At 67.8% G+C, this 7,551-nt stretch carries 8 protein-coding genes; 7 read left to right on the top strand and 1 reads right to left on the bottom strand.

Annotated elements, in window-relative coordinates; translation table 11 throughout:
- Positions 1-19 precede the first annotated feature (19 nt).
- The 7 genes from YU1_RS0116330 to YU1_RS0116360 all read left to right on the top strand — a co-directional run bounded on the left by YU1_RS0116330 (position 20) and on the right by YU1_RS0116360 (position 6,888).
- Positions 20-1,672 carry a nitrite/sulfite reductase gene (locus tag YU1_RS0116330; RefSeq protein WP_029004982.1) on the top strand — a complete coding sequence of 551 codons (1,653 nt, stop codon included), beginning with the start codon at positions 20-22 and terminating at the stop codon, positions 1,670-1,672.
- Positions 1,659-2,156, top strand: a complete 498-nt coding sequence (locus tag YU1_RS0116335; RefSeq protein WP_029004983.1) for a DUF934 domain-containing protein — start codon at positions 1,659-1,661, stop codon at positions 2,154-2,156. The genes YU1_RS0116330 and YU1_RS0116335 overlap by 14 nt, the downstream gene beginning before the upstream one ends.
- A gap of 11 nt (positions 2,157-2,167) precedes the next feature.
- Positions 2,168-2,902 (top strand): phosphoadenylyl-sulfate reductase, encoded by a 735-nt coding sequence (locus YU1_RS0116340; RefSeq protein WP_029004984.1) that lies wholly within the window; start codon positions 2,168-2,170, stop codon positions 2,900-2,902.
- Between the two features lie 131 nt (positions 2,903-3,033).
- Complete coding sequence (locus YU1_RS0116345) at positions 3,034-4,053, top strand: sulfate ABC transporter substrate-binding protein (RefSeq protein WP_051356946.1); 1,020 nt, start codon at positions 3,034-3,036, stop codon at positions 4,051-4,053.
- 42 nt (positions 4,054-4,095) lie between these two features.
- Positions 4,096-4,962: a sulfate ABC transporter permease subunit CysT gene (gene cysT, locus YU1_RS0116350; RefSeq protein ID WP_051356947.1), complete on the top strand. Its 867-nt coding sequence runs from the start codon at positions 4,096-4,098 to the stop codon at positions 4,960-4,962.
- Positions 4,959-5,837, top strand: coding sequence for a sulfate ABC transporter permease subunit CysW (cysW, locus tag YU1_RS0116355; protein WP_035715590.1), 879 nt, complete (start codon positions 4,959-4,961; stop codon positions 5,835-5,837). The genes cysT and cysW overlap by 4 nt, the downstream gene beginning before the upstream one ends.
- Position 5,838: 1 nt before the next feature.
- Positions 5,839-6,888, top strand: coding sequence for a sulfate/molybdate ABC transporter ATP-binding protein (locus tag YU1_RS0116360; protein WP_029004988.1), 1,050 nt, complete (start codon positions 5,839-5,841; stop codon positions 6,886-6,888).
- Positions 6,889-6,940: 52 nt separating this feature from the next.
- On the opposite strand, the gene YU1_RS0116365 is transcribed toward YU1_RS0116360, so the two are convergent.
- On the bottom strand, positions 6,941-7,551 hold a 611-nt coding region (locus YU1_RS0116365; RefSeq protein WP_029004989.1), incomplete at its 5' end, for a carbonic anhydrase.

Here is a 7,551-nt window from a genome sequence, read left to right on the forward strand (position 1 = left end):
GTCGGACGGAACCTGATCCATGTATGTGTATGACGAATTCGACCGGACTTTCCTGCAGGAGCGCGTGGACGAGTTCCGGGACCAGGTGCGCCGCCGCCTCTCCGGCGAACTGAACGAGGAAGAGTTCAAGCCGCTGCGGCTGATGAACGGCGTCTATCTGCAACTGCACGCCTACATGCTGCGCATCGCCATTCCCTACGGCACGCTCTCGTCCGACCAGTTGCGCGCCCTCGCCCATGTGGCGCGGCGATATGACCGGGGCTACGGGCATTTCACCACCCGGCAGAACATCCAGTTCAACTGGATCAAGCTGGAAGAACTGCCCGATGCCATGGCGGACCTCGCCCGCGCCGGCATGCATGGCCTCCAGACGTCGGGCAATTGCATCCGCAACACCACCACCGACCAGTGGGCGGCCGCGACGCCGGAAGAGATCGAGGACCCGCGCCTCTATGCGGAGATCATCCGCCAGTGGTCCACGCTGCACCCGGAATTCACCTACCTGCCGCGCAAGTTCAAGATCGCCATCACCGCGGCCAAGCATGACCGCGCTGCGATCCGCGTGCACGATATCGGCCTGCGCCTGCACCGGCGCGACGGCGAGACCGGCTTCGAGGTGATCGTTGGCGGCGGCCTGGGGCGCACGCCGTTCATCGGCAAGACGATCCGCGAATTCCTGCCGCGCCACGATCTGCTGTCGTATCTGGAAGCCGTCCTGCGCACCTACAATGCCAACGGGCGGCGCGACAACATCTACAAGGCGCGCATCAAGATCCAGGTGCACGAGATCGGCACCGAGGAGTTCACCCGCCGCGTGGAAGAGGAATGGGCGCAGATCAAGGACGGCGCCCTCGCTCTCGACGACGCCGCCATCGACGCCATCCGGGCCCATTTCAAGGAGCCGGACTTCGCGACCCTGGTCGACGATCCGCCGGAACTGGAGGCGGCGAAGGCGGACCCCGCCTTCGCGCGCTGGCATGCCAATGCGGTCGCCCCGCACAGGAAGCCCGGCCACGCCATCGTGACGCTGTCGCTGAAGCCGGTGGGCGGCCCGCCCGGGGATGCGACGGCCGAGCAGATGGACGCCGTCGCCGATCTTGCCGACCAGTATGCCTATGGCGAGATCCGCGTCGCCCACGAGCAGAACCTCACCCTGCCCCACGTGGCGCAGAAGGATCTGCCGGCGCTGTGGCGCGCGCTCGATGTGCAGGGCCTGGCGACGCCGAACATCGGCCTCATCTCCGATATCATCGCCTGCCCCGGCCTCGACTATTGCTCGCTGGCCAACGCCCGCTCCATCCCGCTGGCGCAGGACCTGACCAAGCGCTTCGCGGACAATGACCGCATCGCCGACATCGGCCGCGTGCACCTCAACATCTCCGGCTGCATCAATGCCTGCGGCCACCACCATGTGGGGCACATCGGCATCCTGGGGGTGGAGAAGCAGGACCAGGAATTCTACCAGATCACGCTCGGCGGCAAGGCCAACCACAAGGCGCGCCTCGGCGAGCTGCTGGGCCCCGCCGTGCCGGAATCCGACGTGGTGGACGTGGTGGAGCGCATCCTCGATGCCTATGTGGAGTTGAGGACGGACCCCAAGGAAACCTTCATCGCCGCCGTGCAGCGGCTCGGCATCGAACCTTTCAAGGAGCGCGCCTATGCCGCTCGTTAAGAACGGAAAGCCGGTCGCTGATCCCTTCGTGGCGGTGGCCGACGACGCCCCCCTGCCGGACGCGCCCGCGCTGGTCTCCGCCGACCGCCTGCTGAAAGAGGGCGCGGCGCTGTTCGCCCACGCTTATCCGGTGGGCGTGATCTGGCCCAACAGCAAGGACGTGCTGCAACTGGAGCCTTTCCTTGCCCGCCTCGCGGTGGTCGCCCTGGTGTTCCCCAAGTTCCGCGACGGCCGCGCCTATACCCAGGCCCGCCTGCTGCGCGAGCGGCTGCGCTACACGGGCGAGCTGCGCGCCACCGGCAACGTGCTGCGCGACCAGTTCCTGCTGATGGTCCGCTGCGGCTTCGACGCGCTGGACGTGGCCAAGGACGCCGACGCCGCGGCGGTTGAGAAGGAACTCCATACCTATTCCGTCTTCTACCAGCCCACGGGCGACGGCCGCCCCGTCCCGCTGCGGGCCCGCCTCGCGGCGCGGAACGTGTGAGGGAGGCCGGGATGGATCACGCTCCGGTCGAGACCGAGGCATCCGCCGCCCCGGCGGACGTGTCCCGGCAGGTGGCGCGGCTCGCGCAGCAGCTCACGGACGCCGCGCCGCTGGAGATTCTGTCCCATGCTCTCGCGGCCCATCCGGGCCGCATCGCCGCCGTCTCTTCCTTCGGCACGGAATCGGCGGTGCTGCTGCACATGCTGGCGCAGGTGGACCGCACGGTGCCGGTGCTGTTCCTGGACACCGGGCACCTGTTCGAGGAGACGCTCGCCTATCGCGACGCCCTCGTCTCCCATCTCGGCCTCACCGACGTGCGCACCTACCGGCCCGACGCGGCGCTGCGGCAGGCGCGCGACGCCGACAACGACCTCTGGGCCAGCGACACCGACGCCTGCTGCGATCTGCGCAAGGTAGAGCCGCTGAGCCGGGCGCTGGCGCCGTTCGAGGCCTGGATCAACGGTCGCAAGCGCTACCAGGCGGCGACCCGGACGCAAATTCCGTTCGTTGAACAGGACGGCGCGCGGGTGAAGTTCAATCCGCTCGCGGCCCTCGGCCCGGCGGAGATCGAAGCCTGGATGACGACGCACAGCCTGCCGCGCCATCCCATGCAGAGGTTCGGCTTCAGCTCCATCGGCTGCATGCCCTGCACCTCCCGCGCCCTGCCCGGCGAGGACGCGCGCGCCGGCCGCTGGCGCGGCCAGTCCAAGGTGGAATGCGGCATCCACGTCAAAAAGACAGCATGACTGTGTAATATATAAATTTAATCAAAATTGTTTGGTAAAAAGGTTGACCCTCCCTTTTCGGCATGTATCGTTCGGTCAGACGAACGAATGCTCGTGCAGCGCCCTCCGGAGCGCGACAAAAGGAGGTCCCCATGTTTCGACGGTTGGCCAAGGCTCTTCTCGCCGCGCCTCTGGCTCTGAGCCTCTCCGGCGTCGTGTCCCAGTCCGCGCACGCGGCCGACACCACCCTGCTCAACGTGAGCTATGATCCGACCCGCGAACTCTACAGCGACCTCAACAAGTCCTTCATCGCCGGCTGGAAGAAGGACCACCCCGCCGACACGCTGACCATCCGCCAGTCGCACGGCGGCTCCGGCGCGCAGGCGCGCACGGTCATCGACGGGCTCGAAGCCGACGTGGTGACACTGGCGCTGGCCTATGACATCGACGCCATCGCCGCCCGCGGCCTGTTGGCCACCGACTGGCAGAAGCGCCTGCCGGACAATTCCTCGCCCTACACCTCCACCATCGTGTTCCTGGTGCGCAAGGGGAACCCCAAAGGCATCAAGGATTGGGACGACCTGGTGAAGCCGGGCATCAAGGTCATCACGCCCAACCCGAAGACCTCGGGCGGAGCCCGTTGGAACTTCCTCGCCGCCTGGGGCTACGCGCTCAAGCAGAACGGCGGCAGCGAGGAGAAGGCGCAGGACTTCGTCAAAGCGCTGTTCAAGAATGTGCCCGTGCTCGACACCGGCGCGCGCGGTTCCACCATCACCTTCGTGGAGCGCGGCCTCGGCGACGTGCTGATCGCCTGGGAAAACGAGGCCTATCTCTCGGTGAACGAACTCGGCCCGGACAAGTTCGACATCGTCACCCCGCCCTACACCATCCTGGCCGAGCCGCCGGTGGCCGTGGTGGACAAGGTGGTCGACAAGAAGGGCACCCGCGCCATCGCCGAGGCCTATCTCAAGTACCTCTATACCCCCGAAGGCCAGGAGATCGCGGCTCGCAACTACTATCGCCCGCGCCTTGCCGCAGTGGCTGAGAAGTACAAGGACAAGTTCGCCAAGACCCAGATCTTCACCATCGACGACGTGTTCGGCGGCTGGGCCAAGGCGCAGAAGACCTTCTTCGCCGACGGCGGCATTTTCGATAAGATCTACAGCAACTGAGCGTGGGCTCGGCGTTGCGCCGGGCCCCTCCGCTTTCCCTCCATGGGGCACGGATCCGTGACGGCAGGCCGACAGTCGATTTCCTTCCGCCGGCGCAGCGTCATCCCGGGCTTCGGGCTGACCTTCGGCCTGACGGTGACCTGGCTGAGCCTCATCGTGCTCATCCCGCTGGCGGCCCTGGTGCTGAAGACGACGGAGCTCTCCTTCGAGCGCTTCGTCGCCATCGTCACCGCGCCCCGCACCCTGCACGCTCTGGCGGTCTCCTTCGGCATCTCGTTCGCGGCGGCGCTGGTGAACGCGGTGTTCGGCACCCTCGTGATGTGGGCGCTGGTGCGCTACGACTTTCCCGGCCGGCGTCTGGTGGATGCCATCGTGGACGTGCCCTTCGCCCTGCCGACCGCCGTGGCCGGCATCGCGCTGACCGCGCTCTACGCCGAGAACGGCTGGATCGGCAGCCTCCTGGCGCCGCTCGGCATCAAGGTCGCATTCACGCCGCTCGGCATCCTGGTCGCCCTGGTCTTCGTCGGCCTGCCGTTCGTGGTGCGCACGGTGCAGCCGGTGCTGGCCGACCTCGACAAGCAATATGAGGAAGCCGCCGCCAGCCTCGGCGCCAGCCGCGGCCAGACCATCTGGCGCGTGGTGCTGCCGACCATCTGGCCGGCGCTGCTCACCGGCTTCGCGCTCGCCTTCGCCCGCGGCATCGGCGAATACGGCTCGGTGATCTTCATCGCCGGCAACATGCCCAACGTGTCGGAGATCGCCCCCCTGCTCATCGTCGTCCGGCTGGAGGAATTCCGCTATGCGGATGCCACCGCCATCGCCGTGGTGATGCTGGCGACCTCCTTCATTCTGCTGTTCATCATCAACCGGCTCCAGCAATGGACCGAACGGCGGACCACCGAGCGATGAGCGTGGCCGAGATCGCCCCACCTGCCACCGCGCCGGCCCGCGTCATCCGCCAGGCCCCGCCGGTGCACACCGAGCCGCCGGCCGTGCGCATCGCCATCATCACGGTGGCGCTGGTCTTCCTCGGCCTCGTCATCGGCCTGCCGCTGGTCTCGGTCTTCGTCCAGGCCTTCGCCAAGGGCTGGCAGACCTACGTGGCTGCCCTCGTGGATCCCGACGCGCTCGCCGCCATCCGCCTGACGCTCATTGTCGCCGCCATTTCGGTGGGGCTGAACCTCGTGTTTGGCCTCGTCGCCTCCTGGGCCATCGCCAAGTTCGAGTTCACCGGCAAGAGCTTCCTGATCACCCTCATCGACCTACCCTTCTCGGTGTCGCCGGTGGTGGCCGGTCTCGTCTTCGTGCTGCTGTTCGGCAGCCAGGGCCTCATCGGCCCCTTCCTGCAAGCGAACGACATCAAAATCGTCTTCGCCCTGCCGGGCATCGTGCTGGCGACTGTGTTCGTGACCTTCCCGTTCGTGGCGCGCGAGCTGATCCCGCTCATGCAGGAGCAGGGCACCAGCGAGGAGGAGGCCGCCATCTCGCTCGGCGCCTCCGGCCTCTCCACCTTCTTCCGGGTCACCTTGCCCAATGTGAAATGGGCCCTGCTCTACGGCGTCCTGCTCTGCAACGCCCGGGCCATGGGCGAGTTCGGCGCCGTCTCGGTGGTGTCGGGCCATATCCGCGGCCTCACCAACACCATGCCGCTGCAGATCGAGATCCTCTACAACGAGTATCAGTTCGCGGCCTCGTTCGCGGTGGCCTCGCTGCTGGCCCTGCTCGCCTTGGTGACGCTGTGCGCCAAGACGATCCTCGAAAAGCGCCTGACCAGGGAACATTGAGATGACCATCGACGTCGTCGGCGTCTCCAAGCGCTTCAAGTCCTTCAACGCGCTCGACAACGTGTCGCTGCACGTGCGCAGCGGCGAGCTGGTGGCGCTGCTGGGCCCCTCGGGCTCGGGCAAGACCACGCTGCTGCGCATCATCGCGGGCCTGGACTGGCCGGATGCCGGCGAGGTGCGCTTCGATGGCGAGGATGCCCTCGCCCGCACGGTGCGCGACCGCAACGTCGGCTTCGTCTTCCAGCATTACGCGCTGTTCCGGCACCTGTCGGTGTTCGAGAATGTCGCCTTCGGCCTGCGCGTGCGCACCGGCAAGGACAAGGTGCCCGACGCCGCCATCCGCGCGCGGGTGAGCGAACTGCTGGAACTGGTGCAGATCGACTGGCTGGCCGACCGCTATCCCGGCCAGCTTTCCGGCGGCCAGCGCCAGCGCGTCGCTTTGGCCCGCGCGCTCGCCATCTCGCCCCGCGTGCTGCTGCTGGACGAGCCGTTCGGCGCGCTCGACGCCAAGGTGCGCAAGGAACTCCGCCGCTGGCTGCGCCACCTGCACGAGGAGTTGCCCGTCACCTCGCTGCTCGTCACCCACGACCAGGAAGAAGCGCTGGAACTGGCGGACCGGGTGGTGGTCATGGGCCACGGCCGCATCGAGCAGGTGGGCACGCCCGCCGAGGTCTATGAGAATCCGGCCACCGCCTTCGTGCACGATTTCATCGGCGAGACTCTGGCCCTGCCCGCGGAAGTGCGCGCCGGCCGGCTCTATGCCGGCGACCGGCCGCTCGCCCTCGACAGCCAGGGCACTGCGGACGGGCCCGCCCGCCTGCTGGCCCGGCCCCATGACGTGGACTTCGCCGATCCCGGCGATGCGCCCTTCGCCGGGCGGGTGCTGGCGGTGCGCACCTTCGGCCCGGTGCGCCGCGCCGACATCGAGATCGCCGGCCGCGACGGCCCCGTGGTGGTGGAAGCGGCGGTGCCGCTCCAGCAGGATCTGGCGACGGGCGGTCTGATCGGACTGCTTCCCCGCAAGTACCGGGTGTTCGCCGCCTCCGCGTGAAACGGATCCGGCGCCGCAGAGGCGGCGCCGGATCGCGACTCGCGGGTCTCGCTCAGGCCTCGACGGCGATCACCTTGCCGGTGGAGATCTCGTAGACGCCGCCGACCACCTGCACCTTCTTGTCGGCCACAGCCTGCGACAGGATCGGCGTCGCCTCACGCAGGCGCTTGACGTTGTAGCGCACGTTCTCCTCGGTCGCCGCCGCCAGCAGNTCCTTCGGCTTCTTGGCGATCGCCGCCTCGATGCCCGGCTTCAGGGCATTCACCAGCCCCGGCAGATGGCCGGGCAGGGAGATGTTCTCCTGCACCACCTTGATGGTGGCGCCGATCGCGCCGCAATTGGAATGGCCGAGCACCATGATCAGCGGCACGCCCAGGAACTGGACGCCGTATTCCAGGCTGGCCAGCCCGTCCTCGTTGACGAAATTGCCCGCCACCCGGCAGACGAACAGCTCGCCCGGCCCCTGGTCAAAGACCAGCTCCGGGGCGACGCGGGAATCCGCGCAGCTGACGATGGCGGCGAAGGGATACTGCGCCTTGGCGCGGCCGGCGCGGCCGGCGGAGAAATCATGCTGCCGCGGCTTGTTGGCGGCATCGCGCCCGTTGCCGGCGGTCAGCCGCTTCAACGCCTCATCGGGGCTGATGGCGTTGGGGCGGGCGGGAG

This window comes from Azorhizobium doebereinerae UFLA1-100, from assembly GCF_000473085.1.
GTDB lineage: Bacteria > Pseudomonadota > Alphaproteobacteria > Rhizobiales > Xanthobacteraceae > Azorhizobium > Azorhizobium doebereinerae.

Coding starts and splice junctions, on each gene's coding strand:
- YU1_RS0116330 (WP_029004982.1), top strand. CDS start 20: ATGTATGTGTATGACGAATTCGACCGGACTTTCCTGCAGGAGCGCGTG.
- YU1_RS0116335 (WP_029004983.1), top strand. CDS start 1,659: ATGCCGCTCGTTAAGAACGGAAAGCCGGTCGCTGATCCCTTCGTGGCG.
- YU1_RS0116340 (WP_029004984.1), top strand. CDS start 2,168: ATGGATCACGCTCCGGTCGAGACCGAGGCATCCGCCGCCCCGGCGGAC.
- YU1_RS0116345 (WP_051356946.1), top strand. CDS start 3,034: ATGTTTCGACGGTTGGCCAAGGCTCTTCTCGCCGCGCCTCTGGCTCTG.
- cysT (WP_051356947.1), top strand. CDS start 4,096: ATGGGGCACGGATCCGTGACGGCAGGCCGACAGTCGATTTCCTTCCGC.
- cysW (WP_035715590.1), top strand. CDS start 4,959: ATGAGCGTGGCCGAGATCGCCCCACCTGCCACCGCGCCGGCCCGCGTC.
- YU1_RS0116360 (WP_029004988.1), top strand. CDS start 5,839: ATGACCATCGACGTCGTCGGCGTCTCCAAGCGCTTCAAGTCCTTCAAC.